This window comes from Streptococcus sp. HMSC061E03, from assembly GCF_001813505.1.
GTDB lineage: Bacteria > Bacillota > Bacilli > Lactobacillales > Streptococcaceae > Streptococcus.
In genome coordinates, this window is record NZ_KV812783.1 from 12,263 (window position 1) to 37,882 (window position 25,620).

At 42.0% G+C, this 25,620-nt stretch carries 46 protein-coding genes and 1 tRNA gene; 4 read left to right on the forward strand and 43 right to left on the reverse strand.

The annotated features are described in order from the left end of the window. Positions 1-34 precede the first annotated feature (34 nt). The 43 genes from HMPREF2917_RS00105 to HMPREF2917_RS00305 all read right to left on the reverse strand — a co-directional run bounded on the left by HMPREF2917_RS00105 (position 35) and on the right by HMPREF2917_RS00305 (position 22,541). Entirely contained in the window at positions 35-604 is a 570-nt protein-coding gene (locus tag HMPREF2917_RS00105; RefSeq protein WP_070588583.1) for a Gp15 family bacteriophage protein, read from the reverse strand. A gap of 15 nt (positions 605-619) precedes the next feature. After that, positions 620-1,096, reverse strand: coding sequence for a hypothetical protein (locus HMPREF2917_RS00110; protein WP_070588586.1), 477 nt, complete (start codon positions 1,094-1,096; stop codon positions 620-622). A gap of 62 nt (positions 1,097-1,158) precedes the next feature. After that, positions 1,159-1,611 (reverse strand): phage tail tube protein, encoded by a 453-nt coding sequence (locus HMPREF2917_RS00115; protein ID WP_070588588.1) that lies wholly within the window; start codon positions 1,609-1,611, stop codon positions 1,159-1,161. A gap of 3 nt (positions 1,612-1,614) precedes the next feature. Continuing rightward, entirely contained in the window at positions 1,615-2,025 is a 411-nt protein-coding gene (locus tag HMPREF2917_RS00120; protein WP_070588590.1) for a minor capsid protein, read from the reverse strand. Next, positions 2,022-2,408, reverse strand: coding sequence for a minor capsid protein (locus tag HMPREF2917_RS00125; protein ID WP_371106494.1), 387 nt, complete (start codon positions 2,406-2,408; stop codon positions 2,022-2,024). The genes HMPREF2917_RS00120 and HMPREF2917_RS00125 overlap by 4 nt, the downstream gene beginning before the upstream one ends. Further along, on the reverse strand, positions 2,384-2,743 hold the full coding sequence (locus tag HMPREF2917_RS00130) for a putative minor capsid protein (protein WP_070588594.1): 360 nt from the start codon (positions 2,741-2,743) through the stop codon (positions 2,384-2,386). The genes HMPREF2917_RS00125 and HMPREF2917_RS00130 overlap by 25 nt, the downstream gene beginning before the upstream one ends. Further along, the gene (locus HMPREF2917_RS00135; RefSeq protein ID WP_070588596.1) at positions 2,730-3,128 is read right to left on the reverse strand and encodes a head-tail connector protein; all 399 of its coding nucleotides are present in this window, start codon (positions 3,126-3,128) and stop codon (positions 2,730-2,732) included. Before HMPREF2917_RS00135 ends, HMPREF2917_RS00130 begins: the two co-directional genes overlap by 14 nt. Before the next feature lie 8 nt (positions 3,129-3,136). Next, positions 3,137-3,331 carry a hypothetical protein gene (locus tag HMPREF2917_RS00140; protein ID WP_070588597.1) on the reverse strand — a complete coding sequence of 65 codons (195 nt, stop codon included), beginning with the start codon at positions 3,329-3,331 and terminating at the stop codon, positions 3,137-3,139. A gap of 3 nt (positions 3,332-3,334) precedes the next feature. Further along, positions 3,335-3,481 (reverse strand): hypothetical protein, encoded by a 147-nt coding sequence (locus HMPREF2917_RS11455; protein WP_176745937.1) that lies wholly within the window; start codon positions 3,479-3,481, stop codon positions 3,335-3,337. Between the two features lie 10 nt (positions 3,482-3,491). Continuing rightward, the gene (locus tag HMPREF2917_RS00145; RefSeq protein ID WP_070588599.1) at positions 3,492-4,316 is read right to left on the reverse strand and encodes a major capsid protein; all 825 of its coding nucleotides are present in this window, start codon (positions 4,314-4,316) and stop codon (positions 3,492-3,494) included. Positions 4,317-4,344: 28 nt separating this feature from the next. After that, a complete protein-coding gene (locus tag HMPREF2917_RS00150) occupies positions 4,345-4,914 on the reverse strand; it encodes a phage scaffolding protein (protein WP_070588601.1) in 570 nt (189 codons plus the stop codon). 172 nt (positions 4,915-5,086) lie between these two features. Further along, on the reverse strand, positions 5,087-5,299 hold the full coding sequence (locus HMPREF2917_RS00155) for a crAss001_48 related protein (protein ID WP_070448878.1): 213 nt from the start codon (positions 5,297-5,299) through the stop codon (positions 5,087-5,089). After that, entirely contained in the window at positions 5,268-5,444 is a 177-nt protein-coding gene (locus HMPREF2917_RS11460; RefSeq protein WP_176745938.1) for a hypothetical protein, read from the reverse strand. The genes HMPREF2917_RS00155 and HMPREF2917_RS11460 overlap by 32 nt, the downstream gene beginning before the upstream one ends. Beyond that, positions 5,437-6,609: a phage minor capsid protein gene (locus HMPREF2917_RS00160; protein ID WP_070588603.1), complete on the reverse strand. Its 1,173-nt coding sequence runs from the start codon at positions 6,607-6,609 to the stop codon at positions 5,437-5,439. The genes HMPREF2917_RS11460 and HMPREF2917_RS00160 overlap by 8 nt, the downstream gene beginning before the upstream one ends. A 4-nt stretch (positions 6,610-6,613) precedes the next feature. After that, positions 6,614-8,122 (reverse strand): phage portal protein, encoded by a 1,509-nt coding sequence (locus tag HMPREF2917_RS00165; RefSeq protein ID WP_305366780.1) that lies wholly within the window; start codon positions 8,120-8,122, stop codon positions 6,614-6,616. Positions 8,123-8,135: 13 nt separating this feature from the next. After that, on the reverse strand, positions 8,136-9,485 hold the full coding sequence (locus tag HMPREF2917_RS00170; protein WP_070588606.1) for a PBSX family phage terminase large subunit: 1,350 nt from the start codon (positions 9,483-9,485) through the stop codon (positions 8,136-8,138). Next, positions 9,445-9,891: a hypothetical protein gene (locus HMPREF2917_RS00175; RefSeq protein ID WP_070588608.1), complete on the reverse strand. Its 447-nt coding sequence runs from the start codon at positions 9,889-9,891 to the stop codon at positions 9,445-9,447. Before HMPREF2917_RS00175 ends, HMPREF2917_RS00170 begins: the two co-directional genes overlap by 41 nt. Before the next feature lie 28 nt (positions 9,892-9,919). After that, a complete protein-coding gene (locus HMPREF2917_RS00180; protein WP_070588609.1) occupies positions 9,920-11,164 on the reverse strand; it encodes a site-specific DNA-methyltransferase in 1,245 nt (414 codons plus the stop codon). A 164-nt stretch (positions 11,165-11,328) separates the two neighbouring features. Beyond that, positions 11,329-11,400: transfer RNA gene (locus tag HMPREF2917_RS00185), tRNA-Lys, on the reverse strand. 101 nt (positions 11,401-11,501) lie between these two features. Then, entirely contained in the window at positions 11,502-11,936 is a 435-nt protein-coding gene (locus HMPREF2917_RS00190) for an ArpU family phage packaging/lysis transcriptional regulator (RefSeq protein ID WP_049473908.1), read from the reverse strand. Beyond that, positions 11,937-12,176: a hypothetical protein gene (locus HMPREF2917_RS00195; protein WP_141751521.1), complete on the reverse strand. Its 240-nt coding sequence runs from the start codon at positions 12,174-12,176 to the stop codon at positions 11,937-11,939. It abuts the gene before it with no gap. Between the two features lie 95 nt (positions 12,177-12,271). Continuing rightward, positions 12,272-12,526 carry a hypothetical protein gene (locus HMPREF2917_RS00200; RefSeq protein WP_070588612.1) on the reverse strand — a complete coding sequence of 85 codons (255 nt, stop codon included), beginning with the start codon at positions 12,524-12,526 and terminating at the stop codon, positions 12,272-12,274. A 1-nt stretch (position 12,527) separates the two neighbouring features. Further along, positions 12,528-12,803 carry a hypothetical protein gene (locus tag HMPREF2917_RS00205; protein WP_049473910.1) on the reverse strand — a complete coding sequence of 92 codons (276 nt, stop codon included), beginning with the start codon at positions 12,801-12,803 and terminating at the stop codon, positions 12,528-12,530. Beyond that, positions 12,800-13,042 carry a hypothetical protein gene (locus tag HMPREF2917_RS00210; RefSeq protein ID WP_070588614.1) on the reverse strand — a complete coding sequence of 81 codons (243 nt, stop codon included), beginning with the start codon at positions 13,040-13,042 and terminating at the stop codon, positions 12,800-12,802. The genes HMPREF2917_RS00205 and HMPREF2917_RS00210 overlap by 4 nt, the downstream gene beginning before the upstream one ends. 100 nt (positions 13,043-13,142) lie before the next feature. Beyond that, complete coding sequence (locus tag HMPREF2917_RS00215; protein ID WP_049473912.1) at positions 13,143-13,430, reverse strand: hypothetical protein; 288 nt, start codon at positions 13,428-13,430, stop codon at positions 13,143-13,145. 133 nt (positions 13,431-13,563) lie between these two features. Continuing rightward, complete coding sequence (locus HMPREF2917_RS00220) at positions 13,564-13,902, reverse strand: hypothetical protein (RefSeq protein ID WP_070588638.1); 339 nt, start codon at positions 13,900-13,902, stop codon at positions 13,564-13,566. 16 nt (positions 13,903-13,918) lie between these two features. Next, the gene (locus HMPREF2917_RS00225) at positions 13,919-14,320 is read right to left on the reverse strand and encodes a YopX family protein (protein WP_070588615.1); all 402 of its coding nucleotides are present in this window, start codon (positions 14,318-14,320) and stop codon (positions 13,919-13,921) included. After that, positions 14,317-14,544 (reverse strand): hypothetical protein, encoded by a 228-nt coding sequence (locus HMPREF2917_RS00230; RefSeq protein WP_070588617.1) that lies wholly within the window; start codon positions 14,542-14,544, stop codon positions 14,317-14,319. The genes HMPREF2917_RS00225 and HMPREF2917_RS00230 overlap by 4 nt, the downstream gene beginning before the upstream one ends. A gap of 103 nt (positions 14,545-14,647) precedes the next feature. Next, the gene (locus HMPREF2917_RS00235; protein WP_070588618.1) at positions 14,648-14,905 is read right to left on the reverse strand and encodes a hypothetical protein; all 258 of its coding nucleotides are present in this window, start codon (positions 14,903-14,905) and stop codon (positions 14,648-14,650) included. After that, positions 14,905-15,675 (reverse strand): DUF1642 domain-containing protein, encoded by a 771-nt coding sequence (locus tag HMPREF2917_RS00240; RefSeq protein WP_083307646.1) that lies wholly within the window; start codon positions 15,673-15,675, stop codon positions 14,905-14,907. The genes HMPREF2917_RS00235 and HMPREF2917_RS00240 overlap by 1 nt, the downstream gene beginning before the upstream one ends. Next, the gene (locus HMPREF2917_RS00245; protein WP_070588620.1) at positions 15,659-16,180 is read right to left on the reverse strand and encodes a MazG-like family protein; all 522 of its coding nucleotides are present in this window, start codon (positions 16,178-16,180) and stop codon (positions 15,659-15,661) included. Before HMPREF2917_RS00245 ends, HMPREF2917_RS00240 begins: the two co-directional genes overlap by 17 nt. Before the next feature lie 185 nt (positions 16,181-16,365). After that, positions 16,366-16,875, reverse strand: coding sequence for a RuvC family protein (locus HMPREF2917_RS00255; protein ID WP_049473918.1), 510 nt, complete (start codon positions 16,873-16,875; stop codon positions 16,366-16,368). 3 nt (positions 16,876-16,878) lie between these two features. Beyond that, positions 16,879-17,208: a hypothetical protein gene (locus HMPREF2917_RS00260; RefSeq protein ID WP_070586663.1), complete on the reverse strand. Its 330-nt coding sequence runs from the start codon at positions 17,206-17,208 to the stop codon at positions 16,879-16,881. A 24-nt stretch (positions 17,209-17,232) separates the two neighbouring features. Beyond that, a complete protein-coding gene (ssb, locus tag HMPREF2917_RS00265) occupies positions 17,233-17,664 on the reverse strand; it encodes a single-stranded DNA-binding protein (protein ID WP_070588622.1) in 432 nt (143 codons plus the stop codon). 5 nt (positions 17,665-17,669) lie between these two features. Continuing rightward, positions 17,670-18,500: a PD-(D/E)XK nuclease-like domain-containing protein gene (locus HMPREF2917_RS00270; protein ID WP_070588624.1), complete on the reverse strand. Its 831-nt coding sequence runs from the start codon at positions 18,498-18,500 to the stop codon at positions 17,670-17,672. Then, positions 18,500-19,384: a recombinase RecT gene (locus HMPREF2917_RS00275; protein ID WP_083307647.1), complete on the reverse strand. Its 885-nt coding sequence runs from the start codon at positions 19,382-19,384 to the stop codon at positions 18,500-18,502. Before HMPREF2917_RS00275 ends, HMPREF2917_RS00270 begins: the two co-directional genes overlap by 1 nt. Before the next feature lie 119 nt (positions 19,385-19,503). Then, complete coding sequence (locus HMPREF2917_RS00280) at positions 19,504-19,836, reverse strand: HTH domain-containing protein (protein ID WP_070586653.1); 333 nt, start codon at positions 19,834-19,836, stop codon at positions 19,504-19,506. Beyond that, the gene (locus tag HMPREF2917_RS00285; protein WP_070588626.1) at positions 19,833-20,030 is read right to left on the reverse strand and encodes a hypothetical protein; all 198 of its coding nucleotides are present in this window, start codon (positions 20,028-20,030) and stop codon (positions 19,833-19,835) included. Before HMPREF2917_RS00285 ends, HMPREF2917_RS00280 begins: the two co-directional genes overlap by 4 nt. Beyond that, entirely contained in the window at positions 20,020-20,253 is a 234-nt protein-coding gene (locus HMPREF2917_RS00290; RefSeq protein WP_141751522.1) for a hypothetical protein, read from the reverse strand. The genes HMPREF2917_RS00285 and HMPREF2917_RS00290 overlap by 11 nt, the downstream gene beginning before the upstream one ends. A 25-nt stretch (positions 20,254-20,278) precedes the next feature. Continuing rightward, positions 20,279-20,419, reverse strand: coding sequence for a BOW99_gp33 family protein (locus HMPREF2917_RS11860; RefSeq protein WP_371106495.1), 141 nt, complete (start codon positions 20,417-20,419; stop codon positions 20,279-20,281). Between the two features lie 212 nt (positions 20,420-20,631). After that, entirely contained in the window at positions 20,632-21,426 is a 795-nt protein-coding gene (locus tag HMPREF2917_RS00295; RefSeq protein ID WP_070588629.1) for an ATP-binding protein, read from the reverse strand. 3 nt (positions 21,427-21,429) lie between these two features. Then, the gene (locus tag HMPREF2917_RS00300; protein ID WP_070588631.1) at positions 21,430-22,287 is read right to left on the reverse strand and encodes a DnaD domain-containing protein; all 858 of its coding nucleotides are present in this window, start codon (positions 22,285-22,287) and stop codon (positions 21,430-21,432) included. A 29-nt stretch (positions 22,288-22,316) separates the two neighbouring features. After that, entirely contained in the window at positions 22,317-22,541 is a 225-nt protein-coding gene (locus tag HMPREF2917_RS00305; protein ID WP_070588632.1) for a DUF739 family protein, read from the reverse strand. 164 nt (positions 22,542-22,705) lie between these two features. Here HMPREF2917_RS00305 and HMPREF2917_RS00310 point away from each other — a divergent pair, with 164 nt between their 5' ends. From HMPREF2917_RS00310 to HMPREF2917_RS00325, 4 genes are all read left to right on the forward strand, one after another. After that, positions 22,706-23,098, forward strand: a complete 393-nt coding sequence (locus HMPREF2917_RS00310) for a helix-turn-helix domain-containing protein (protein WP_070588633.1) — start codon at positions 22,706-22,708, stop codon at positions 23,096-23,098. Beyond that, complete coding sequence (locus HMPREF2917_RS00315; protein WP_070586685.1) at positions 23,095-23,472, forward strand: ImmA/IrrE family metallo-endopeptidase; 378 nt, start codon at positions 23,095-23,097, stop codon at positions 23,470-23,472. The genes HMPREF2917_RS00310 and HMPREF2917_RS00315 overlap by 4 nt, the downstream gene beginning before the upstream one ends. Positions 23,473-23,485: 13 nt before the next feature. Next, entirely contained in the window at positions 23,486-24,025 is a 540-nt protein-coding gene (locus HMPREF2917_RS00320) for a hypothetical protein (protein ID WP_070588635.1), read from the forward strand. Positions 24,026-24,156: 131 nt separating this feature from the next. Then, the gene (locus tag HMPREF2917_RS00325) at positions 24,157-25,593 is read left to right on the forward strand and encodes a recombinase family protein (protein ID WP_070588637.1); all 1,437 of its coding nucleotides are present in this window, start codon (positions 24,157-24,159) and stop codon (positions 25,591-25,593) included. Positions 25,594-25,620: the final 27 nt, after the last annotated feature.

A 25,620-nucleotide genomic window follows, 5' to 3' on the forward strand; every position in this document is an offset into this window, starting at 1 on the left:
ACCTGGACATCAATAACTATCTTTCCATCTGCCATTATTCATCTCCCTCCTTTCCGTCTAATCTATATTTACTTTGTAGCCGTCTCATTTTGGCCTTGTACTCGCTACTATCGTTTTTCGAGGGCTTCCAAGACCGTATCTCTACCAATTGAGATACAGCCGTTCCCTCTGGCATACCGTTTAGTAACGCGATAAATTCGGGCCATGTGAGCCGGCCTTGTGCTTCAAAGAGATTGATGTTGTACGCTTGCACAAAGCTAGCGTATATCTCTTGCGCGTCTACTTCAAAATCAATCAAACGAATATCATCTTCTTCGTCCTTGGCTACTGGCATAGGGTTTCCGTGGCGGTCATAAATCACGCGCTCTTTTTTTGTCCTCAAAAAATGCTCGTCGATATATTCCCACACAGCTACTATATCCTCTGGGTTGTCCAAGGCTTCGTCCGTCATCATTAAAACCGCTGTACGCATCTTTTCGAGATTATTCATGACTTCGTTGTCAAACATCTCAAAGACATCAAGCACCAAATCAAAGGAGCAGTCCACCTCATAGGTGCGCCCGTTTAATTCAAAGGAGTTCTGTATAGGCTCATTTAATTTCATGAGCGGTCCTCCTCGCTATTTTTTACTGGTCTTTTTTGTCTTTTTGGCTTTTGCTTTTTTAACAAACGACTCAGCAACCGCACCCGATGCCTTGGCCCGTTCTTGGCCTAGACGGTCAAGCTCAGCACCCAGCAAGGTATCTACCTCATCAAATGCATGATCCAAAGCGTCAAGGTCTGGATAACGTTCATAGAGCTTAGCAAAGGTCCCGTTACCGAATAAGACATCATACTTAATCTCCGTCATTTTCTTCTGCATTTCAAAGGCTTCGTCAATAACTCTTTTATTAACAATTCCTTCTTTAAGATCGTCAAAGTCTCCGTTATTGGATCGTTCAATAAGTTCTAACTGATACTTGTTAAAGCGTTCTGCAATATCTTCCTGGAGCGTTGCGAGGCGTGAGATATTCTCTAGTGATGTATCAAACTGGAGTTCAATTTCTCCGATATTGATAGGGATGTAATTGCGTTTTAGTTCGATTGAAATAGACATGATTTTTCCTCCTTTATGCACAAAAAAGAGCGTCCCAAAATGGAACGCTTTTACTTTTACTATTAGCCTACGACTGCAGTAGTTTTAGGAAGTGAGTTGTAAGAGATCTTACAAGAGAATTCCTCGTAGTTTGCAGCAGCCCCAGAGCCGGCCTTGATTGCTGACACGGTAGCAATTCCGACGTGTTGGTTCTTACCGTCTGAGTCTACCACTTTATGCCAAACAAGGCGATCGTTACCGAGTTTGTACTTCAACCCAGCGATAAGAGCCATTGCTTCATCTTCTTTGTCGTAGGTACCTTTAAATGTGTATGAACCTTTAACAGATGTTACTGTTGTTTCTTCTGTACCGTCGCCGTCATAATAAGCGACAGATGTAGTAGCTTCATCTGTATCGTCGTCCACATCTTCGATCCATTTTGCAAGCTCTTTGTAGGCTTCTTTTGCTGGTTCAGTCTTTGGATCAGTGACTGGTGCGATAAAATGCCCGCGTAGGGCGTTCTTTTGACGTGCCATATATTACACTCCTTTGTTATTTAAAATTGTTAGGTTTGCAGTTATATCCTGCAGATAAATATAAAAGCCACGCTCGTCCCGTTCATTTAAGGACGGCTGGGTAGTTGTTAAGTTGTTAAAAATATATGAGTTGTTTTGACTCGGTAAGACCAGATCAAATTCAGAAAGTGCTTTGTTAATTTCCCAAAGGCACTCACTAGCTGTTGACTGATCTTTGACCTTTACTGCGATTTCAAAAATTAGAGTAACGTCCCTTGAGCCGTCCATATATACACGCTCAACCTTACCGCCTGGTAACGGATAAAGGACCAGAGAGTCCAGCTCGCTTAGAAAGTCTAGTTTACAAGCAAGCGGTAGACCGAGGGTATTTATAAAATCACGCAAAACAACATTAAAATCATTGTTATTTTTCATTTAGTAAACCCCATTGCTTTTAATCCAACTTCTGCCCACTTGTTACCGTGGTTTGCTGATGCCTTTAAGTCCCAGCGCTTCCCGGTTCCAGGGGTTGTATACTTGCCAAAGCTAAAACTGCGGTACTTGTTATAAGCACCACCGTAAAACTGAGCGCGTGCGTACGGTGTGTTATAGATAATCTTAGACCCGTCGCCTGCAACATGACCGCTAGAGCGTAGCGGGCCATGTAACAAAGGCACATACGGCTCCATATCTAGCAAGGCTTGGTTTGCGATCTCTAACTGTGCCTTTCGCTCCGACGCTTGCGATGTCTTCCGTGTTGCTCCGCTCAAATCTATCGTGACATTGATGCCCATCACATCACCTCGATTTCGTAGCAAAAGACTTTGCGGTTGAAAGGCTCATAAACAGGAACGATCTTGTTCACAATGTATTCATCGTCGCCATCTTTTACAATCGAGTTACGATATGAGGAATCAAGCTCAACGTTGCAATAGCGAGGATATACGAAGATAACACCAGGCGCTCTAAATGACGGGTTCTTCTGTCCGGACGGGTTATTTACTGACCCAGGGCCGTCAAAGTTGCGGTCAAAGCGTACCGGGCTCAAAAGAATAGGGTAGGAGAATTCATCTTTCCCCCACCCGTCTTTTTTTCCAGTTGGTTTTGAGATCGTCACCGAATCGACTAGCGTCCGTTTATCAATAACGACCATAATCCACCCCGCTATACAGAAAACCAGCCGATTTAAGAGCATTAAACGCATCAAGGGATAGATTATATCCCGATGCTGTTTCAGACGCTCTAGAGCCGTTATTTGAGCCGTAGGACACCGATGTACGTCCTAGTGTGGTACTTGATATTGTCTGCTTATCCTCGGCTGTCAAAATGCCCGTACTATCCAGGTACTGGATCTGGTATGCCGTGGCAAGTTTAACTGCCTTTTTACGAATCTTATGATCTTTATCAAAATCATGAAACTCGTAAAAGTGACGGATAAAGAGGTCAATAGCTAGCTCTGCTCGTTTTAGTAGCTCATCAAACTCGCTTGTACTGTCAAAACCTAACTCACGATATTCTTCATGCGTTAAGTATGCCATGATACCTCCTATTCAGAGGCCACCTCTTGGGCCACGGGTTCGCTGTCAGAAACAAGAACCAACCACTCCTCACCAAACGCGAGGTTTGTTTTTTGGTTGATTTCTTCTGCTTCTGCAGTCGTTAACTCGTAGACCGTGCCCTCGTCAAAGTTTTGGTCCGTTGACTCAATCAAGAAGTTACAAGTAGCTTTGTATTTCGCCATTCATTACTCCTTGATCTCGTAACCGCTAGTCAGAAAAGCAGATACTAGATTGGGATCAGTGATGGTAAAGGTCACATCGTCCTTTACCAAAACCGTCGCAACCTGTTCAGTTACTACTTCTGTTTTAGTTGTTTTTGTTTCTTCTGCCATTCGTTACTCCTTACGCAGTCTTGTGTACATAGATCGCTTTTTTCTTGCTGTCAAGGACAAAGGCATCATAACGGATACGTCCTTCTACAAGGTAGCCGTTGATTCCTGGTGGGTTATCGTGGATCTTGTAGTCTTCGAGTTTGACAGGGGAAGTGGTAGCGATAGGGTGCGCAATAACAAACGCTACGTTTTCTGGCAAGCGAGAAGTTGGTGTCAAGATAACTGGCAAGCCGTCGATAGCTCCCACTTGTCCTTTGAACGCTACTTCTTGACCAAGGTCAGAGTTCTTCACAAATGATGGATCAAGTTTGATGAGTTTATAAAACTCAGGAGATACGTGTAGTTTACGTCCTTCTTCTGGTACAAGCGCATCAGTCAATTTAACTTGACCGTCAAGCACTGCTTCATAAGCGTTGTTTTTAGTAACAGCGCCAGTTTTAACGTGGTCAGTATCAGCACCAGCAACGACTTTACCAAAACGGTACTTGTCAACTTCTGGGATAACAACTTCTGAAAGTTGACGGGCAAGAGCTTTCCCTGCTTCCATTGTGCCGTTTGTATCTTGTACAGAGCGTTTGTCGATTGTGAACGTGAATGAACGGTCTTTAGTAAGTGTCAATGTTTGCACATTGTTTTCTAGTTCGGCTGCCGTACCGTAACGAGTGTTACCAGTGAGTGCGTAGTCGTTCATCGCTGTAGTTGGGATTGAGTATACCTTAACGGTATCTACACCAGTAAAGTCAAAGTCCTGGTTAACAATACCAGTTGAGAGGGCTTCTTTGGCAAAGCGCTCATCTACTTTTGCATCAAATTTTGCTGCATAGTTAATAGTCATATAGGCTTATCCTACTTTCTTTTATTTTTTAAATGCTGTCAAAGCCAGCAAATAGAGCTTTTTCTTCCGGGCTGAGGTCGCTATCACCACCAGCGGACGGATTGCCACCAAGTGCGAACTTTGGCTGTGGTTCCTGTGGTTCTTCCTTTGTTACGAAAAGGTAAGGGCTTGATTCTTTTAGACCGTTGATAGTTTCTTCTAGTTTTGGCTTGCCGTCTTCTGCAAGCTCGATCTTGTCAAGATCAATAAACTTCATTAGGTCCTCAGAGTTATGCGCTCCCACGTCTTTCAAAGCCAAGGCAACCGCGTTGGTTTTTTTCACTTGCGCAAGGTTCGCTTCATTCTCGGTCTTATAGCTTTCAAATTGAGCTTGTAAATCTTCCAGTTGTTTCTTGGCTTCTTCACTAGCTCCCTCTTTGGCTTGTAAGTCCTTGATAGCTTGGTCACGTTGCTCAAGTTGTGTTTTTAAGCTGTCGTTTTCTGCTTGCACCTCGGACTTGGCTTCTTTGATTGCTGACCCGTACGCTGCCATAATGCGCTCAATAGTTTCCTTGTCCTCGATACCTGCGTCAACTAACATCTCACGTTTTAAACTCATGTTTAAAACTCCTTTCTGTTTTACGTCCAGGAGACGAATTCGCCGGTTTACGTCCGACAACGAAAGCGCCCAGCGGGTAACGATCCCGCGAATAGGTAAGAAAAAAGGAGGAAATCACCTATCCATCCAGAAAGGGCGCAAAATAAAAACCGCATGATCTGCGGTTCTTTTTTTATAATTTGATACCTTCAAGCTTTGCACGTTCGTTCAAAACGCACAAATAGTTATACATTGCAGTCTTCTGCGCTTTTAGTAAGTCGATAGGACAGTTTGGTTTAAACTCAAGTGTCCCTTCTTCGTATTTACTAATCATGTATACCAATTTACCGAAGCGTTCATGCAATTCGTAGTATTCAATTTTGAAACGTTCCTTCCAATCTTCCATCTTTTAACATCCTTTCATTTGCCATTTTAAAACCAAATTTAAATCCATCAAACGCTGCACGATCAATGTCGCGATGATAATCTAAAAGAGTTTTTTTGTTTTTAAATACGACTCTTTCTAATGAGCGCCTGAATTCGTCATTCATTCTCGATTTCCTCCTTTGATTTGAAATACCTTTCTCTCGCATAGTCACGATGCAAGAAAGGCTTATCCGCAATATAATCTCGCAGGGTTGCTTGCTGGTCTCTGATTTTAGTTTTAAACTTACTGATAAGCTCTTGGTCGCCCAGCTTCTCGGCAACGTGCAACTTCTCCTTAGACTTGCGAATGGCTCGCTCGTATGCCCTTTGTTTAGATTGGGCATTAGCATTTTTTATAGCTTCTTCTTGCGTTACGTTCTTAACGTCCGGTCCTAGTTCTGGCAACTCATTTATGCCAGGGACAAAAGGAGTAAGCATGTGTCCGCAGTTGATACCAAGACAACCGCCAGGAGTGCCGTAGCCATGATCTGCAAGCGATAGAATACTGATGCCGTGTTCTTCCCTTGCTTCGCCATAGGTTACAATATGATGCTGTAAGGGAGCGCAAGCCTCGCGGGCCGTTGCCTTTTTAGAATAATAAAAGGTATCAATACCAAGCTCGTCCGCTGGCATGGTGCGCATCTCTCGGTAGCTACGCATGACCGTAGTTTTAATAACCGTTCTAGCGTAGTTATCCACTTTCCAATAATGACCACCGCGGTCAATAAAACCCTTAAAACCTATCTCTTGCCATTTCATGACGGTTTGAGATACAGCCTTGTCATGTGTGACTAGACCGACCACTTGACGGGCTACCACTTCCTGCACCATTTGACGGTATACATCTGTAACGATGCCTGGAAGCGTGGTATTAATCAAGTTGCTGATGTCACCGTGTGACTGTTCAAAATACCCGGCTAGTAGCTCCTGCGCGTGTTTAGAATTGCCAAAATCACCGCCTCCGAGGTCGTCTATGAGCTGTTCTTTGGTCGTCTGATAGATTTTAAAGCCCTCATCTTCAATGACCTTACGGAGCTGTTCACGGCCTATTTTAGAGTAGCGGGCGATTGTGTCCAGGTTCTGCTCGTTTAATAAGTGCATCTGGCTCATACGCTCTAACTGCCAGACATACGGGTTATCAGCCAAAGACTCAGCCCCACGTTCTAACAGTCTATCAATCACCTCATCGAATAGGTCACGCGCCATCTGATGATAGATATCACCGACTTGTGAAGCGCGCAACTCTAACTGTTCCTCGTTGAATAATACTGGGTACTTGTTACGCGCCATCTACTCACTCTCCATAAATATCAACTTCGCCTGTGCTACGTTCTAGCTCCATGCTCTCAGCGGTCTCTTTCTTGATATCCGCAAGCATTTGTTCAGCTTCCTTGTCTGACAAGCCCAGCGCCTTGGAAATAGCATACTGCTTGCTGACAAGGCCACTTAGCAAGGCTTTAGCATAGTAGTCCAGCTCGTTATTTTTATCAACAAAGACACCATCGTCAAGGTTTACTGTGATATCGTTCATCTCTGGAATAGGACCGCTATACAAGCCGTATAGTTTCCCAATCTCACAAATAGAGATCACAAGCTCTTTGATAGACTGGTCTACAAGGCTCACGATGCTGTTTCTTAACTGGTACGTGTCAGAGTTTTCGGACACAACCTCGGTCGCAGTCTTCATGCTCTTACCGTCAAACGTAAACATACCAGGCGATACTCCGACCTGCATCTCAAACAGCGCAAGGCCCTCGTTGATTGCCTTGATATAATCGTCTGACCGGATAGGAGTAGTTAGGTCTGTGATATTGATTGGTGTATCTTTCCCACCGTCAATCTGTTCGTATACGTTTTGCTCTGGATCAAATTCGCGCGTGACTAGATCGGTATCTCCGTGATGGTCAAACCCGATCCGGACAGTTTGGTCTGGTACTAACACGCGCCGTTGACCCATGCGCACTTCCCACTTAAACTCGTCATAAGTGGTATTGATAAAGTCAATAGTACTCTTAGCATTATCAAAGATAGACAGACCAAGTGGGCTGTTAATATCTTTGTTATTCATTCCAGGAGGTTTTAAATATGTGAATAACGGGCGTGTAAGCCCGTCAAGCGTTACTTCTTCCTCTAAATCCTCATAGATCTCGGATAGCGGTACACGATCACCAACACGCTCCTTTTCGCTTGAGCGGTACAATTCATTAGTGATTGTGTATTTCTTATCCTTGGTCCATTCGTGCAACTCGACCAAAGTATAGTAGATTGTTTCTTTCCCTACTGTCTTTTGACTCTTATTGATAATCGCTGCAGAAGATACGTCCTGCGTGTTAGACTGCAATGGATAAAAGACAGGGGCTTGAATGAATGAAATCTTGATCTTGTCGTCGTCAACGTATGGACGCATAGCAAGACCACCCAAAGCCAAACAGCTCTCAAGGTATCGCTCAAAGTTCTTGTTAAAGCGGTCATTTAGCAAGACTGATTGAATGAACTCGTTTGTCGTTCTATTCGCAACGCTTATCTCTGCCTGTTCATTGAATACCAGGCTGGCAATCTTCTTACAAGCTGTGCGAGCAATAGGCAAGTGATTTCTAGTCCGTTGTTTATCAACTCGATTTGAATTGCGGTAGCGGATAGGGTCCCACTTACTCTGATAGTATTTCAAATTCTTCTGAATACGATCGTATTCATCCTTGTTAATTGCGATTTTAGGATGCTCTGTTATGTTGCCTAGTGATTGGCTTGTCATTACATATTTACCCCTCTTAAATATATTTCTTATTGATTGTAAGATACTCATTTCAAACCTTTCTCTAGGCTTTTAATCTTAGTAGTTGTGCATTATCTACGACCATATATTGGAACGCGTCGCAAGTGTGATCGTCCTCTTTAATAACTTTCGGGTCGTCGTCCTTGACCGTTTTCTCGTCCCATTGATATCGTTTGTGTTCCTCAATGAAATACTTGAGGTTGTTTTCCGTTGGAAAATAATAAAAACGACCATTCGCAAGGAGCGATTGGACATATTCGGTCATTATTATTTTCTTCTTCTTCGCTACCGGGTGCCAGCGAATGCCAAAGTCTTCTAAATATTGGTTTCTCAAAGCTCCCTCTGCACTATCTATTGTCATTTCGATTACTGATACATTCGGATATTTCTGCGTCTGCTTGATAACAAAGTCATGTAGCTCCTTAGATAATACGCTCGGAGCTTTCTTCTTAACCTTACCAGCGGGGCTGTAGTAGTAGTTGTCCACAAGATAGAGATTGGATCTGTTAGTAACCACAGCATGCAAGCAAGTAGTTGCTGATTGCTGGTGTCCGGTATCCGCTGCGAACAACTGACCTATGACACGTTCACCGTCTGGGATCTTATCTACGCGTTTAAACAAATCCATGTTATACACGTTTGTACCAAGACCAACGGGTTCTCCCAGGTACAAATACCTGTAATAGTCGTAGTCGTTGGTCTTGATACGCTCAATCTCGTCCAGCATTTGTTCTGTAACAAAGCCCAGCTCATCGTCCAGATAGCTAGATTCATGTATCAAATACTTCTCAGCCGTTCGCAGTGAGTCAACCCACTCATTGATCCAGTTATAAGGGTTACGCGGTGGATTGTACGACCAGAAGAATTGCACGAATGGATAGTCCGGGTGCTTTTGACGCATGAATGTACTGTTTGACTGGTCAAACTCTTCGGAGTCAGCAAACTCGGCTGCTTCCTCGTACCATACAGCGATAACCTTTCCGACCTCATTTGATTTCAGTTTCTGGAAATCATCCTGGCCGTAGAAGTGGAACGTTGATCCCGTCCGCCTATGTACGATCTTATAAGGGCTTTTAGTTCGTTTAAACTGATTAGCCATGCCAAACTTATCAAGCGCCCAGATTATCTTCTTGTAGACACTATCAAAGATTGTGTTACCAACTTTACGAACAATGATAATCTCTACGCATTGCCCCTGGGTTATCGCTTTAATCATCATAAAGACAAGCAACAAAGCAATGACTGACGATTTAAACGAGTTCCGCCCACCTTTTAAAATGTTGTAAGGCTTTGCTGACCGCCATACTTTGTAAAACTTAGGATTGATCTCTTCACTTAGTTTTATAATTGGCTTAGTCGTTCGGGATATCGTCGATGATGAGGATTGACTCATCAGCACCACCTCCCGCCTCGTCTAACGCTTGGGCCTTACGTTTGTTCTCAAGCTCAAGCGACTTGATACGTGCTTTCTGTTCTTTCTTATCAAGCGTATCCTTGGCACCCTCGCTGTTTGCTATTTTGGAAATCAATTCCATGTGACGCGAACTACCCTTCAGGGCTTTCTGCATAGCCACCAAAAGAAGCGCTGACTCGTAGTCGTCTTCAAAACCCATGTCCTTCAATATTTTTGAAAGCTGAGGGTTTGAAACTTTAGAAACAAGTAGCGCGTCTAGCGTCTTTTTCATGTTCGCTTTTCTTCGTCGAGCCTTGCCCGAGGCAATACCCGCTTTTCTTGCATTCGCTCGGCGTTCTTCGGGCGTTCGCTGTTCATTTGGTATTAAATTATCTGCACCAGCCATCGCCTCACTTCCTTTTCAAATATTATTCTTAATTCAATTTAACTGCCGTCTGTCCTGTGTGTTCTTCCCAGCGTTGAATTGTAGCGTCCACATATCGTGGGTCTAGCTCCATGCCAAAATAGGTCCGTCCTAAATCCTCACAAACAATCATAGTCGATCCAGAGCCATTAAAGCTATCTAGTACATTCCAGCCTTTCTTGCTCGAATTCCGTACCAGCCGTTCAATCAATTTCAGTGGCTTCATGGTAGGGTGCAAGCCATTTCTTGTTGGTTTATTCTCATTGATGATAGTGGTAGGAGAGTTGGCCTGCATACGTTCAATGTACTCGACAAGCTCTGCCTTCGTCATCTTGTTCAAATCTTCCACGTCTTCAATGATAGTTGTTAGGGACCGGTCATTCACAAAGTAGTGTGCTGCCCCCTCTTTCCAGCCATACAAGCAAGGTTCATGCTTCCACTGATAATCTTGACGACCCAAAACAAGGATGTTCTTATTCCAGATTAAACATTGTCGTACCGTCCAACCAATATCAGAGCAAGCACCTCTAAAATTGTAACCCTCTAAATCTGCGTGCCAGATGTAGAATGCCCCACCTTCGCGCAGAACCGTGTCTGCAGCAAAGAACGCGTCTCTCAAAAACTTTCTGAACGATTCATTATCCATGCTGTCGTTCATAATCGTTAGAGCTTCCTCGGTTCCACCTTCATAGGCTACGTTGTACGGCGGGTCTGTCACAATCAAGTCAATCTGTTGTCCGTCTACCAATTTAGCAAGCTGGTCTGGATCAGTGGAGTCACCACACATGAGACGGTGCCGTCCAAGCTGATAGATATCGCCCAGCTTCGCGATTGGCTCTTTAGTTTCTTCTACTTCGAAATCATCCTCTTCAACTTCGGACTCTGGCTCGTAGTAGTCAAAACCGAAATCTTCCATGTCGATATTTACGATGCTTTCAAGCTCTGAGTTCAAAAGCTCAATGTCAAACCCAGAGTTCATGGTCAATTTATTGTGAGCGAGGATGTAAGCGCGTTTCTGCTCATCGTCCATGTGAGATAGACGAATGACCTCGATTTCATCATACCCTAACTCTTGCAAGGCCTTATAGCGTCCGTGGCCCTCAATAATAACGTTGTTCTCGTCAATTGCTATCGGGTCGTTATTTCCAAACTCCTGGATTGATTTCTTAATTTGTTCAATCTGTTCGCGAGGGTGTAGCTTCGCGTTGTTCTCATATTCAGTTATTTCTGAAATATTGATTTTTTCTATTTTCATTTTTAACTCCAAGCACCAAAAAGAGCGCACCTTAACGATGCGCGCTTCTCGGGTTATATGGTTCTACTTTGTCCTCGTTGACAAAATAATTCAAGGGGCCTAGTAAGTAGCACCAAACTTACATCATCGGTCACTTTCTTTTTTGTTTTTTGCGGTGCTTTTTATAGCCGGGACAGGAATCGAACCTGTACTATACGGGTGAAAAGTCCGTTACTCTAACCGTTGAGTTACCCAGCAACCTACTATAAGGAGACAACCAAATGGCGCAGGTCCTTCCTACTTCATTGGATAATACTATAATACCACTCAATACAGCGCTTTTACTCCCTACTTTCTTTCAATTATCTCCCAGAAATCTATACTCTAGCAACTCCCCAGCTTTATAGGCTTCTGCAAACTCTAATAATGCCCGATCCAGCAATCTATAGTATTCACTTTCCGAATATCCTAAGCTTGGATAAATAGCCTTGTCTTGTCTAAATCTCACTCTGCAATATCGCTCAATCAAAATCTGTGATAGATTGAGATCAGACAGCCGGTTAATAGCCGATGCCATAAGCTCCAGTTCTTGCTGGGCGCTTACCCGTCTAATCACCATCTGCTCAGTTTGACGGCTGGGAGAGCTTGGTGCGCTCTTTGGCTCTAGTGAGTAAGTAGCTGTGACTTTAGGGCTGTATTCCTCCCCAGCAATTCTTAACAGTACGCGGTAGTTCTTGAGCGTATTGTCTGCATTCTCCTTTGTCTTATTTTTTAGCACTTCACCAAAAAGCATTCAATCCCACCCTTCCATTTTTAAGATTAAATCTAACGCTTCCAATTTACGCTTTAAACGACGCTCTCGCTTGCGTTCTTCATTCCGTTTATAATTATGATTATCTCTGTAGAATCGTTCCACCAGGTCCTCGCTAGACCGTCCTGGGCCTACTTTATCAAGTGACTCTTTCATACATTCATAAAGCAGATCGGTTTCTACAAAACCTACAAACTTCGCGATAATTGCAGATGATGGCATTCTGTTTTGTTTCTTGTATTTCTCGTATCGCGCTCCGTCCTGGTAAGCATTGTGACTTTTCGCGACTTTAAAAAAAATCATAGATAGAGTCAAATTCAGCTATCGCCTTGTCTGCTTCCTGGAAGAACTCTTTCTTCAAGTCCATCTTTTTCCCTCCGTCGATAAATCAAAAGTATTTCATCAGCCCAGCTTCTTTTCTCGTAAGAGGAATTTTCAAATATTGTCGTCGAAGTAACGACAACATTCAGCACTTCACACGAAGTTTTATTAATAAAAATCTCCAACTTTTCAGCCGGGGATCTGGGATCTCCTAACCTACTTTCATTTTCAAACCTTATCGCTCTAATCATGTTATCCCCCCACGCCGTTCATATCGGCAATTTCTTGTAATTCTTGAGCCATACGTGAGTTATAATCGTTGTTCAATTTATTAATTATCACGTCTTGCATTGTGTTTTTTTCTTCGATTTTCTCAAGCTCGTCCTTTTGTGTTTGGATTGTTCGCTGTAGATCGCTATTGCTCGTTTCAAGCACTCGAACCCGTGCGTTTAGGTTGATACATACCACGAATAGGATGAAGAATACAAACGCGATATTCGCGCATACTAGCTTTGCATTATTCGTCATCGCTCGTCCTCCGAGATCAGATCTTTGTAAAATTGACCTATACTGCCAATTCTTGCATAGTCTCCGTTGCCAGTGAGAATATGTGTACAGCACCGATCTCCACCATCGTCAAGTACCAATTTTAAACACCGTTCACCGAATAAAGCATACTCTGTTACAGCAACAATTTTTGAGGTATTTACAATGAATTTAGTAAAAAACTTTTCAGGTTTTTCTAAACCTAGCATTAAAAATTTCATTATTTCTCCTTTCTGCTTTTAAAAGCTATCCCACCAGCCCAGATCAGACCAGATAGCCAGACCAGTGTGAATAGTAGGTATATAAAGTTTTGTAGGTCCATTAATACCCCCTCAAAGCTTCTCTCAATTTTCTATTTCCTTTTTTGGAAAAACCAAAACTGATCGTTATTTCCTTATTCTCTAAAGTGATACCATTGCCCGATAGTACACTAGCATCAATAACCCCTGCTTCCATAACCATACTATCTGGATCAAAATCTTCGACAGTTGGAGAAAGTATTGTCCATTTTTTATCATCAGCCGTTTTTATTTTCAAGCCTAAAAGACGGCCATTGTAATATCCACGATACTTCCTAATTAATCGTTTTCTTGTTTTATTCAATGACATTGTCTTGACTCCTTTGTAATTCTATTACGTTCTACTCTTAATTTGAAGCTAGTGTCATCACCGAAACATACTAGAGTTGTTTCTTCTTCCCACTGACTTTTTGTGTATGGGTATCTGTTTGGTCGTGTCATGTTTACTCCTCATTCATTTCTTTAAGGGTATCCCACATACCTTTATGTAGGTTTGTGATATTCTTCATGTACTGCTTTCTTGCTGGAATACTCTTAAAATCCCACCATTCAGCACCATCATACTCATAACGCTCAATCCACCAGTCTTCACCAACTAGCACAAGGTCTTTTGGTACATGTTGAGCACCATAACCAGAATCATAATTTGTATTCCTTGCCACTGTTTCAAAGTTTTTTCTTGTGATCTCAAAATCATCACCTTGGATATACAAAACATCAACCAGTGTTTTACCATATTTTTCTAAAAATTCTACTGTTTCATCTAATAAATTTGTACTCATTTTGTTACCTCCAAAATTAATTTTCATTTGCCTTTTTACCGTCAATTAAATCACCGTCCTCCCAAATATTCCCAATGACTTCGACTTTGAATAGGTATGGACTGAATAAGTCGTACAGAGGGGTTTCAGGCACTTCATACTTCAAATTTACTTCCTTGGAAATAAACATAGCCTTATCGTGATCGTATTTAACAACTTCAAACCAACTCGAATCATTATTAGCGACTTTCAGTATATCTCCTTCAAAAATCTCCTTGCCATTCTTATCAAGCAAACCTGTTGATTGCATGAGTTTGACTCCCTCGATGCTTCGCTCAACAAACTTGTCTGTCTCTACTAATTCATCGGTAAATCGTAGTGTTCTGACTTCTGCCATAATCTTTTTATCCGTAGACCACGCTCTAAACTTTGGAATCATCTTGCACCTCCTATGAAACTATTAACAATATTTTGCTGTTCAGTATCGATTATTTTATTTTTATAATTCAATATCGGAGCCATAATGTCATTAATCAGTGCAGGTTTCAAAATGATTTCATTTGTTGTCAAAAATCTTTTACCGTCGATTTTTATTTTTATATCATAACCGTTAGCGATATGTTCAAGGTCGTTTTTAGATAAATATATTTCAAATCTACTCATTCTTCTACCTCATCGTCATTGTTCGGAAAGATTTCTTCAAGTTTCTCCAAGGCAAATTTTTGTCCGTCTTCTCTGAATTTTATCCATTTTTCGGTCGATATTATCATTCTTCTTCCATCTCCTTTGGTGGTTCCGGATAACTCATCCAAAATACCGTGTCTTCATCAGTGTCCTCAAAACCAATTCCCTCCCCATAATCAATCCATATATCAGTGTATATACTTTGTGTGCTTGGATTATAGACAAGGACTTCTTCATCAATTTCTGGAGTTTTGCCTTCCCAAATAAATTCAATGCCACCATTAAAATATTCCTTTTCATCTTCAGCAATATTTCTTGTTGTTAGCTTATTCCATTCCATCACTCTAACACCTCGATCTCAACACCCGGACAATCAAACACCCATCCGAAGTTGTCTTGTTCTAGTTCTTTGCGGGTATGACTTTTTCTAAAATTCCCATCAATAAGTTTTGCCTTAAATAACCATGTCTTTGACCCAACCCCATAGTATAAATAGTTAGTTCTTGAATCCACACCCTTCATCTTCACCAGATACCGCTTCTCTTTCTCGACCTCGTAACCAAACAGCTTCATCTTAATTAAGGTTTCAACAGGATCATTCTCACATTCAGCCAACCACTCGGTAAATTGTCTATTTTTAATCTTTTCTTCTTCTTGTATATATTTAATCCAATCCCAAATGTTAAATTCAAGTTCTTCCTTGTGTTCCTCATACCAATCCGCTACAAACTGCTTTACTACTGGCTTATTCAACTCTTGCCGAACCTTATCAGCGTCTTTTAATTGCTGACCGACATATTCGCCCTCAAACCTCCCTTGCTCGTAACCTGCTTTATATTTCAAAGTCCCATAGTCGCTACCCAATTCATTCAAAATTTCGTTAAGCCAAACTTTCTGAGTGCCAAGATCTAGCTTCTTAATTCGTGCGATAACGTCTTTTAATTTTAGTTTATCTTTTTCAATGAAATCACTTGCATTTTTTACGAAGCATCTAGGAACTTCTACTTTCTCACCATTCTCTAAAACCAAATATAAATTGTCATCGCCAAGGGTGCTTCGGCTAAACCCGTCATAAGTTCCATATAAAATAAATTTATACCATGGTTCCATCTTCCAAATCCTCCTCTTTTACAAAGCTACCCTCGACCCAGCGACCCTTTCGGTCCTTGATCTCGTTATAAGCTAGCTCGAAGCAATCTGCGAAGTCGTAGCCTAACTTATGCGCGATTGATTTCAAGTGGCTGATAATTCGGCATAAATTAAATTCACCCGTTGTGTTTACTTCATTCTTGCGAGTAAATTGAAATTCACTTGCATTCTCAATCAGTAACTCAAAACAGTCTTCAATACTGTTCCTTTTTGATCTCGATGCCTTAATCAAAATCTCAACCGGATCTAGTTTGATCATCATTGCAAGCCCTACGACAACCACGGCACAATCACCGATGCTGTCCTTTGTGAGTTGTTCTTTTTGCTTGGCATATCCTGCACATAGCTCGCCCAATTCTTCAAATAGCTTGAGCGTCTGTTTAAATACATTTCCCTGCGTGATATCCCGGTCAATAAACCATTGTCTAGTTAGCTCGGTTAGTTCCTCGATTTTATCAATATCCATCTATCATATCCCCCTCGATTTCCTTTAATTTCTTGTCTATGGCCTTAATTTCTTTGTGTAGCCATTCGCGATAATTCGCGCTATAGTGATGTCCTCGCGTATTGCTGATTGTTTTAAGTTGCAGTTCCTCGCTCAGCCGTTTCTCATAGATACGCTTGGACCGTAGTAGATTTTCCTTTTCCATGTCAAATACCTAAACGATGATTTTCTAAACCGTCTCTAAAACGGTACATTTCTTCAAAATATAGCCCGATCAAGATTGCGTCCGCTTCATCGTCCTTAACATCTTTATTAAATTTATCTGCCACGATGTCGATTGCTTGCTGTTTCAAAACCTGCCGGCCTTTGCCTTTAATCGCAAAGTGCTTTCTCCAAGTTCTAACATTGACGAAGTAGACACGGTCCGCAATGAGCCTGGAAATGATAATGCCCGTTGCAATTCCGATTTTAACCATCGTCTGCTGGTTGCCACCTCCGACATTGTTCTGCTCGATCACAATCTCTTTAAAGGGTTTGTTATACTTTAAAATCAACCGCGACTGAATGGCTTTCAGCTTATTCGCCATTTGTAAAGCCCGTTCTAAAAATGTACCTTTAGGGTTAACGACCCCACTTTCTAACAGGTCTGGGCCGTCATAAACAGCCCAGCCTGTCGCACTAGTGGAAGCGTCAAGTGATAACGTCAATTCTTTCATTCGTTACTCCAAGCCACGTTTTAATAAATGACTCAAAAAAGCTTTTATTTCATCTTCTTCATCGTTTACTTCCAGCTCTTTTAAATCTGAGCCATCTTCCTCGGTAATTTCATACTCAGCTTTGATTTTAACCAGGCGACCACCTACTGCCTTAGCTAGATTTTCAATAGATTTGTCAGTTTTCTCATTTCCTTTTTCAAAAATCGAAGCAAAGCGAATGTCATCGGTTGTTTTAGCAGTGAATGTTAATGCTCTGTCATTGTTTTTATAATCAACCAAAAATCGGTTGTTGTTATCATTTGCGATTGCGTAGAATTCTTTTTGTTGTTTCATGTTATTTCTCCTTGTTTTACATTTTTAAAATGGCAAATCATCATCTGAGATGTCCATAGGGTTTGCATTCATAGGCTCTGCCTGACGTCCAAAATCTGGCTGGCTGTAACCTTGTGAGTGCCCAGCTTCACGGTCTTTCCGACTTTCCAAAAGCTGGAAGGTTTCTGCTACAACTTCAGTGACATAAACACGTTGACCTTGCTGGTTTTCATAGCTTCGTGTTTGGATCCGTCCCGTGATCCCAATCAAAGCCCCTTTCTTAGCCCAGTTAGCCAAGTTTTCCGCTTGTTGTCGCCAAATCACACAATTAATAAAATCTGCTTCACGCTCTCCATTCTGGCTTTTAAAGTTGCGGTTTACTGCAAGTCTGAAAGTGGCTACTGCTTGATTATTTGGCGTGTAGCGTAATTCTGCATCGCCAGCCATACGACCGACAAGACATACATTGTTAATCATTAAAACTAATCTCCAATCAAATTATTTAAAGTCACGATGCTATTTAATTTCTTCTGACTATGGCAATAATCACAATGACCGCAAGCCTTAGGTTCTACCTTGTGCTGAATAACATCCCAGACTTCCTTAATGGTTTCTTTCACTTCTTCCAAGCCTTCCTCAAGCCATTCTTCATCAATCCGAATCACTTCCTTGTCTGGCACTTCTTCCTTGCTGACTGCTACAATGATAGGCCGAAATTCGTCACCCGTCATTTGTTTTAGCAGATCCCGATAGATCGCAAGCTGTGAGTGATAGCCAAAGCCTAAAATGTTATTTACTGCCGTTGGTACTTTGCGTCGCAGTTCTGCGTTCCATTCCATATCATAGATAGACTTCATTGTCTTTAGGTCTGCAAAATATCCCTGCGTCAAGTTCACGCTGTCCAGCTTACCTTTGAATGGCACTCCCTTAATTTCTCCATATACGATCATTTCTTTTTCAACGTTTTCGGTTGAGCTGCCGTGATACAGCCGATTAAAAGAGGGATCATCTTTCAGTGATGCAATCATAGAGTCGCCAATTAAAAACTCTTTCTTTAGTTGCCCCTTGGTTTTACCAGCCTTTGAAATCAGCTTGTCGCCATTCTCTTTTAGAAATGCTTCGTGTGCTTCTTGGCTTTCAAAGTAGCTGTGTACGTAGTTTCCTAAAAGCAAAGGCGTTTCATCTCGCGACTCGGTCCATTCACCATCTTCGACAGCAAGAGCGCGTGCTGGACATTTTAAGAACTGCTTCATTCGTGAGTAAGACAGGTACTCTTTATCTTTATAATAATTTTCTTGAGTTAACTTTTTCATTATTGCTCCTTAGGTGTGATTGTCCCACCCTCAAATAGTCCAAGCTCTTCATAAACACCATCTTCAATCTCAGAGCCATTCTCAGACGCTCCTGTTTGCTCTGTACGCTCCTTTTCTGGTTCGGTAGCATTATCTGCTGGTGCTCCTTCTAAAAAGCTCTCAAGTGATTCTGTGGCTTCTGGCGGGGTCACGTCTTTCGCTCCATTTTGGACGTTGCTGTCTACATTATCATCAATAATGGCCTGTTGCATTTCGATTGACAAAGGAGCATAGGTTGAAAGCAACTGCTTCAATACTGTCTTGCGTGCCATTGCGTCAAAGTCAGTCTGCCACGGGCTAGATTTACCACTAAAAGAACGGCTGTATTTCTTACCGTGTGCAAGAACGCGATCTTTGGTCCAGAATAAGGTTTTTTCAAATCCGTTCGAAAGTCGCATGAATGCAAAGTAACCAGCTACTTCTTCGTTTGCTTTTGGCAAGGCCTGCATGTCTACTTCCAGGTCTTCGGTGAGTGGGTTGTAACCTTTGAACTGGCTTGCGTAGATTTCCCCAGCATTAAGTTTGACAATTTGACCGCTACGCTGTGCGAGTTGGATCAAACCCTTGTAGCCCAACTGAAATTGTGCTTCTGATCCATACGGTACAATGTAAGCAAACCCGAGATTAGGATCAATAGGCAAGTCAAGCGTTGCTGCTTTCATTGCTGCGTTCAATACGCTTGTGTTTGAGGCTTTGGCAAGGTGGCTGTTATTGTTTACGATTGATAGCAAACTGGTAACAAACTGTGTTTCACGGCCGTTTACTACCGATTTCAGTTTTTCCAAAACCACTGGGCTGTTAAAAGCGTCCTTTGGTGCCATTAAATCAAAATTGCTTCTACTCATTTTTCTTTTCTCCTTTTTAATCTTCTTCGTAGTGAATCCAGCGACCATTCACACAATACCAATCGTCTGGATCTCTGCGTTCTTCTTCAATCTCTGGTTGTAGATAGTCACGGTCATAATCAAATGGAAACATTCTCGCGCTCCTTAAATTTCTTGTAACTATCCCAGCTTGTAGATTTCAAACTGTTCAGTAGCTTCTGTTCTGTCTTGATCTGCTTCTTGTACTGCAAGACCCAAGCTGTGTATTCATCATCATTCTCCGCAAAATAATATCCGCGAGGCAATGACCGACTAGCCACAATGGGCACTGAGTAATTAAGTCGAAGTTCTGCGATGCCACCTCGAACCTTACGGACTGATAAGTTCGTCATTTTGGCAATGTCGCGCGTGGTCAGTACATTCGCCCGTCCTACTCTGATACAGGCTAGTATTAGTTGTAAGCGTTCGTTCATAGCTTACCCTCCTCTTGATACTTCATTAAAACTTCTTGATACTTTTTCAAAAGTTGTTTTTTTTGGTTCAGTTCCTTCCGCAACCTTCTGTTATCGTTCAAGGTTACTCGAAGTATATTATTTTTGCCTTCTAGGTCGATTTTTTGAAAACGTATCTCTTGTTTTAACGCTTTAATTTTTTTGCTATGAAACATCTGCCATGCTCCAGTCGTTATCTGAGTGTGAATGCTTGCGTGCATACGCTAGATCAGCTTGAAATGCTTGGTAGCCCTCGTTAAATTTCGCTTGCAAATCTTCTTCATACTGTTGCATGATTGCGTCCTGCTTAGCTTGACGTGCTTTCTTCCGTTGCGCACGTTTGAAATCCCAAACCGCCCCTGCGAAGCCTGCTGCAAAAAATGTCCCTGCAATTGTCATACACCCTAAAATTTCGTTATACATTTCAAATCTCCTTATTAATTCGTCTGATTGCGTTATAATAACCGCTGTCTTTTGGTATCGTGTACCCTGTTAAATCTTCTACCTGGCTACCGTCCGACATGATGTTAATAATGCGCGGTCGCCATTGATTTTTATTTCTCATAATGTTATAATTCCTTTAGAAAAGTTTTATCTCTTGGCCTCTTGGAGTTCCCTTCTCCAAGGGCCTTTTTTATGCTCTGCCAGCTAAACGACAAGCGTACAGGTCCATGATCTTACCTCTAGCACTATCTGGATCGCTCGCTAGTAGCTTAGTTTTTAATTCGTCAGAAAGCTCGTAGCAAGTAGCTTCGAAACCCTCAATCATTTTGTCAATCAAAATGGCAATTTCCTCCGATCTTCTGCGTTGTCCGGGTACTTGAAGTAAAGGTCCCGTCCGCCTTTTGTGATTCGGCTGACCAGGCCGGTTTCAAAAAGTGACTTCATTTCCGATCCTACAAGGTTCGTTGTGATGATTGTTGATTCTCGTTCGTCTAATAAGCTGTACAGAAAGTCTTGCTTCCACTGTGCATTGTCAGACCGTCCAAGGTCATCCAGGATAAGATAGTCAACTTTCTTTAGTAGCTCCAGCCATTCGTTACTGGTCATTCCCTCTTTACGGTTGAAAGAGTTTTGAATTTTGATAAACAAGGCTGGCAAGTTAACAAATAGTATGCTCTTTGGTAGCTTGTTTGCTTTCCAGTCAGCGTTCAACTTACTTGCTATTGCCATCGCTAGATGTGACTTACCGCGTCCAGCTTTCCCCATTATCAGAGCGTTACCTTTCCCATCGTGCAAGTAGTGAGATACCAAGCGTAAAGCGTAATTTTTGGCTTCCTGGTCGATTTGATTCGTTACCGTGAAGTTTTTAAAACTAGCTTCTTTCAGTCCGCTCGGTATGATGCTGTTTTTATCAAGCACGTCGTAAGTCCTGCGCAAGATTGTTGATGCGTGAGCTTGACCTATTTTCTGATCTTCCTCACGTGCCATCTTTTCACGTTGACACTCTGGGCAAAAGGTTCTATTCCGTTCGTCCTGCAGTTTCACATCATCATTCAACGACCATTTGAAGCATTGATGTATTTCACAAGTCTCTTGTTCGTTGATGTGATAGACAAGCGGTAAATCCATAGGCTATCCCTCCTCGTCCTCTTCCCAAGGTAGTAAGTCCGTGTAAGGACTAAATACTGGGTTCTTGATAGGATAGGGACTGGCCTCTTTTTTTGTTTGTTTAACCTGCCTTTTACGGTCATGCTCCTCGACTTCTTCAAGCGAGGTAAAACCCTCTTTCTTCCAGTTTTCTAAAATTGCTTTTAGATAGTTAAAACTGGTAGAGCCTGCATCTTCAGTCTTTTCTACCGCGTACTGGATCATAGGAATTGTAAAGTGATCTAATGCGATATAGTCCATTAACATTTGAGTGTGTCGCTCGTTAATTTTGATGTTGCTATCTTTAATAATCTTTGAGAAAGATTTTTGACCAGCGTCATCGTCATTATCTACTGACCTTGACTCTACTAGACTATACTCACCTATACTATCCTCTACTATCCTATCCTTACCTATACTATGCTGACACTTGCCCGTCACTTGCCCGTCATCTGTCTGACACTTGCCCGTCACTTGCCCGTCAATGTATTTCTTTTGACCTGTAACCCGTTTCCCTTCAACTACCAAGTCTGTTTTTTCTAGTAACAGTTCGCGGTATCGTGAGGGTTGTACCCGGTCTGCTCTGATTTTGTTTTGTTCTTCAAAGTCAGTGATAAAGTAAACCATGTCGTCGTTTAGTGGTAAGATGAATTTTTTTACAACCAGCAAACCCAGCGAGTCTTCCTTAGCTCCGATCATTCGGACGATTGGGAAAGCCTCAACCACTCCATCGTCGTCACTCGATAAGATCAAGTGAGTATATAGAGCTTGCGCTTCGAATGGCATCATCAAAAATTTTCGGCTTTGAAAAATCTTTTTAGATAACATTCTTCTCTCTGCCATCTTTCTCCTTTCTATTCACTCGCAAAAGTTCATGCTTCATGAACTTTGTATTTAAAAAAATATGCTGGGATATCTTTCGGATCAAGACCAAGCACTTCAACCGCTTTTGAAATTTCGCTATCTTTCCAAGATACCTTATTATTCAATTTAAGCGAGATACTGCGCTCCGATACCCCCATAGCCTGGGCAAAGGCCAGTTGCGTTCCCATCTTTTCTGTGATCGCGCCTAGCAACTTTGAGTAGTCATTGCTCATATTGTAGCTCCTTTCTTTGTTCACGTTCCGTGAACTTTGTTTATGGTTAAAGTATAACACGACCTGTGAACTTTGTCAACAGTTTTTTCATAATTCTTGAACTTTTTTATTTTTATTTTTCAAGTTTTGTGATATACTATAGTAGAAATAAGGAGTTGATCAAAATGAGAAAGTACGAAACAGCCGATAGAATACGGCAATTAATGGAAGAAAAGAACTGGAAACAAGTAGACATCTTTAATAATTCAAAACCATTTCAAGAAAAATTAGGAGTCAAACTCGGCAAAAGTGCAATCTCACAATATGTGAATGGTGTACAAGCACCAGACCAAAGACGGCTGGCCTTGCTTGCTTTAACGTTCAATGTGTCAGAAGCTTGGCTCATGGGATATGACGTGCCACGGGAACGGGAATCAACCACTGAAACAGGTTACTCTGAAACAGATCTGCGCAAGCTGGCAGAGAGCGCAAAGACTTTCGACGGTAAGCCACTAACAGAAAGCGACATACAAGCGATACAGAATATAATAGAAATATACCTACAAGGCAGATTATGACGATAGAAGAAATATGCGACAGTGAGGGAGTCACCCTTGCTTACTTTGATAACGACCTATGGCCACGACCGGGAATGATAATCTCAGATATGAGGATTATCTTTGTTAATAAATCACTAACTAGAGAGGCCCAGAAAAGGGTCATATTGCACGAATTGGGCCACTTAAACCACACCAAGGCTAATTATATTATCAACCCGATAAAGTGCGAAAATGAAGCCAACCGGGCCATGATACACGCGCTTTTAAGAGAGGAGCTGGAAAGAGTAGACAAGGAAGATTTTAACTATTTAAACTTTATGGAACGACACAAACTAAAATCAGTAACCGACGAATTAATGGTAATTGATGAATTTTATAGGCTAGTTGGGTAGCCGGGAGGGAAATATGAAAAAGGTAACACTCGCAACAATCGCAGCACTCACTCTATTATTGACTGGGTGCAGTCAGCAAGAAGCAGATACAGACCAGGGGCAAGAAGAATCAACCGAGCAAGTGACAACCGAGTCCAGCTCTGAAAAATCACGAAAAGAAAAAGCCTGGGAACTAGTAGATAAGGCTAAAGCGAAAAACAAGGAAGAAAACCAAGGCGAGGAACAGTACAGAAAGGCAACTGGACACGTTAGTACAGTTAGACCGCTACTGGATCAGTTTGCGAACTCTTATAAACAATGGCTTGACTCTAGTCAAATGGACGTATACTATCGCAGTGATAGAGTAGCTGTCTTGCTACCAGTCGCATCATCTGAATTGACAAACGACCAGCTACACCAGACAGCGGACGGCCTGCTTAAAATAAAAAACGATGTCGAAAAGACATATAAAATCACTGATAAAGGTTTTACAGCACCGCCCGTTTATGTGCATGACAAAGACGAGGTTCAACTTGCGCATGAAGAAAATGGCGCGATGGTTTACGACAAATAAAAAAAGCCCCACGCTCTCAAACTTTGGCGAGTCTGAGCGTGAGGGAATCGAGATAAGGAAAGGTTTCAAAATGAATATTTTGAAAGGCGTCTTTCTATACTCTATTTTATCAGAAATGGAGGGAAAAGACAATGAATAAAGTAGCATTATATGTGCGCGTGTCTACCACTTCGCAATTGGAAGAAGGCTACTCAATAGAAGAGCAGAAAGCAAAACTTGAAAGCTACTGCGGTATTAAGGACTGGCACGTTTACAAAGTATATACAGACGGAGGCTTCTCTGGCTCTACAACCGAGCGCCCAGCACTTGAGCAATTGATAAAAGATGCCCAGAGCAAGTTATTTGACACGGTACTAGTATATAAGCTGGACCGGTTGAGCCGTAGCCAAAAGGACACTCTATACTTGATAGAGGATATCTTTTTAAAAAATAACATCGAGTTCGTAAGCCTGCTGGAAAACTTCGATACATCGACACCATTCGGGCGAGCCGTTATAGGTTTGTTATCCGTATTTGCTCAGCTCGAAAGAGAGCAGATAAAAGAGCGTATGCAATTAGGCAAGCTGGGACGGGCCAAGTCTGGAAAGTCCATGATGTGGGCTAAAACCTCCTACGGGTACAACTACGACAAAGAAACAGGATCAATGACTGTTAACGAGTATGAAGCGCTGGCAGTCAAAGAGATATACTCGTCATATTTGGCTGGTATGTCAATAACTAAACTAAGGGATAAGATAAACGAGGAATACCCAAAACAGCCGGCTTGGAGCTATCGCACAATCAGAGGAATACTGGCCAATCCTGTATATTGTGGTTTAAACCAATACAAGGGGCAGACATTTCAAGGCACACACAAGCCTATAATCTCTCTAGTAGATTTTGAGCAGACTCAAAGAGAGCTGGCAAAGAGACAGCAAACAGCAAAGGAATTATCGAACCCTCGACCATTTCAGGCTAAGTATATGCTATCCGGGCTGGCACAATGCGGGTACTGTCACGCGCCCCTAAAAGTCATTTTAGGTCAAAAGCGAAAGGACGGCACACGATTTAAAAGATACGAGTGCTACCAAAGACACCCTAGAAAGACAAAAGGTGTCACGGTCTACAACGACAATAAAAAGTGCGAGTCTGGCTACTATGACATGGAATTATTAGAGCATTATGTGTTAACACGCATCGCTCAGCTACAAAACGACCCAGACAAAATAAAAGAGCTGTTTTCGGACGATGCCAGCCCGGCAGTCGACAGGCAGGCAATCCAAAAACAAATAGACAGCCTAACACTCAAACTAAGCAAGCTGAACGATCTATACCTGGACGATAGGATCACGCTGGACGAATTAAGGACCAAGTCTGCAGATTTTATCAAGCAAAGAAGCTCCTTGGAAGCTGAAATAAAAAAAGCCTCGAATGATGAGCAAGCGGGCCAAAGAGAAAAGATAGAAAAGCTATTAGATGCTAGTAGTGTACTTGATATGTCATACGATAATCAGAAAGTTATTGTCAGAGAGCTGATTGACAAGGTGCAAGTCACATCTGACAAGATAGTTATTCGCTGGAAGATTTAATAAATTTAGTTACGCTATTTTCAATAA